3 protein-coding genes and 1 tRNA gene are annotated in these 2,230 nt (G+C 41.9%); 3 read left to right on the forward strand and 1 reads right to left on the reverse strand.

The window, feature by feature from the left end; all coding sequences use genetic code 11:
* From CDZ78_RS19705 to CDZ78_RS19715, 3 genes are all read left to right on the forward strand, one after another.
* Positions 1-497: ATP-binding cassette domain-containing protein (locus tag CDZ78_RS19705; RefSeq protein WP_140414250.1), on the forward strand; the 497-nt coding region annotated here is incomplete at its 5' end.
* Complete coding sequence (locus CDZ78_RS19710) at positions 494-1,333, forward strand: PHP domain-containing protein (protein WP_087871484.1); 840 nt, start codon at positions 494-496, stop codon at positions 1,331-1,333. The genes CDZ78_RS19705 and CDZ78_RS19710, both read left to right, overlap by 4 nt.
* A 113-nt stretch (positions 1,334-1,446) precedes the next feature.
* Positions 1,447-1,532, forward strand: a tRNA-Leu gene (locus CDZ78_RS19715).
* Between the two features lie 400 nt (positions 1,533-1,932).
* Here the strand turns inward: CDZ78_RS19715 and CDZ78_RS19720 are convergent.
* Positions 1,933-2,199, reverse strand: coding sequence for a hypothetical protein (locus CDZ78_RS19720; RefSeq protein WP_087871486.1), 267 nt, complete (start codon positions 2,197-2,199; stop codon positions 1,933-1,935).
* Between the last annotated feature and the right edge of the window lie 31 nt (positions 2,200-2,230).

Raw genomic sequence — 2,230 nt, forward strand, 5'->3', positions numbered from 1 at the left:
TGGGGACTACCAGCCCTCGCGTTCGCTCTCCATGGCTGGCAGCGAATGACACGATTCGTGAAAACCTCTCTCTAGGTAAAGTAGTCTCGGATGCTGCATTATGGAATGCACTTGAAATTGCCCAATTAAAAGATACCGTTACACGTCTAAAAAATGGACTGGATACCGTTTTAGGCCGACAAGGAACGCGCTTATCAGGCGGACAAAGACAGCGCCTAGCTATCGCACGTATGATCATCGCCGAACCCAGTATCGTCGTACTTGATGAAGCCACCTCAGCTTTAGATACAGAAACCGAGCATAAATTACATCTTGCCCTGTCTGATTTCTTAAAAAACCGGACCACCATTATTATTGCCCACAGACTCAGCGCCATCAAACAAGCCGACCATGTTTATGTTTTTGAAGAAGGCAAAATCTGCGAACAAGGTAGCCACGATAAATTAATCAACCAAAATGGACTTTATGCAAAACTATACGGAGAATACCAGCAATGACAGAACAAAAATATGACCTGCATTGCCACTCCAACTTTTCTGATGGCGCACTATCCCCTACTGACGTTGTTTTACGCGCCATAGAACACGGAGTTACAACCCTGGCCCTCACCGATCATGATACTGTTACTGGGCTCTTTGAAGCGCAGCAGGTAGCCAGCCAGCATGCGCTAAACCTTGTTCCAGGCATTGAACTATCTTGCATCTGGAATAAAAAAACATTCCATATACTAGGGCTAAACATAGACCCCAAAAATACAGAACTTCTGGCTGGCACCCAGCAATTACAGAAGATTCGCATGGAACGGGCAAAAAAAATTGCGAGTAAATTAGAAAAAAATAAAATTCCAGGGGCTTTTGATGCAGTACAAGAAGCCGCAGGCACAGGCATGATTACTCGCCCACACTTTGCTAATTATTTAATCAATAAAGGCCATGTCAGCACGATGCAAGAAGCCTTTGACCGTTACCTAGGTCAGGGTAAATCAGCTTTTGTAAATACCCAGTGGGTTGAGTTAGAACACGCTATTCAATGGATTAAATCAGCAGGAGGGGTTGCCGTATTAGCCCACCCTATGCGCTATAAACTCACAGCAAGCTGGATGCGCCGTTTTTTAAGTGCCTTTAAAGAAATGGGTGGCTTAGGGATAGAAGTCATTACTGCACGCAGCAACCCCGATGAAATAAGACGAACTGTACATTTTGCCAGACAATATGAGCTTTATGGTTCAGTTGGTTCAGATTTTCATACTCCCAAAAACCAATGGGTCGAATTAGGTCGCCTAGCCCCCTTACCTACTAATATCAAACCTGTATGGGAATTATTTAATCATTAAGAAAATTTAGCCTATAAACAATGCATTACAGACAGCCCTGCAAATAAACAAAAAAAGAACTAGTCAAACCAAAAAAAAGCATTATAATAGTCGGCTCTCTATCAGAGATTGATGCCTCGGTGGCGAAATTGGTAGACGCAAGGGACTTAAAATCCCTCGCCTTCTGGGCGTGCCGGTTCGATTCCGGCCCGAGGCACCACAGATAATTAAAGGCTTGTAGCGGTTTCCGTTACAGGCTTTTTTTATGCCTGGAATTCGCGGTGATATGCCGGTGATATGTCAGCAACAAAAAATACTAATTTATATTCGGCAATCCCTGCATCATGCTCCTAAAAACGCTGCTACTCACTGCTCAGGGGGGATTTCTTTTGATACGGACGACCCTGGTATTTTAAATTCTTCATTCCATTTATAAAGCGTAGAAAGATTCATACATTGTTTGGAAAACTGCCTTTAGCAGTATGTATAAATTAATATTATCAACCCAACCCTTCGCTTTTTCAGGGCTGACTATGCCTATGTGGGCTTTTAGGATATTGTTCGTTTGGTATCAACGTAATGAACTATAGATCATCCCATATTGTTTTCTTATTCCTAATTTATTTTTTTCTATGTTTCTCTGTCAGTCCTTTATAGAGCGCTTCCAGTAAATCTAGGTTTTTCGTAAAGCTTTTACTACCGTATCTACCCGACATTGCTTCTACCAAGAAGTATTCTTCCTGAACTCCTGTTTCACCTTGCAACAGTTCATTAACAGCTTGCATTGTTGACCTTGTAGCAATAGTTGCAATATCTCGTCCCAATAACCTTGCACTGCACAAATCATAGTCAAAATCATCCTCTAATAGTAAGCTGAAGTTTCCCAATAATTATTTATGGTAAAATTGAAACTATGCT

This window comes from Bathymodiolus platifrons methanotrophic gill symbiont (assembly GCF_002189065.1).
Lineage (GTDB): Bacteria > Pseudomonadota > Gammaproteobacteria > Methylococcales > Methylomonadaceae > Methyloprofundus.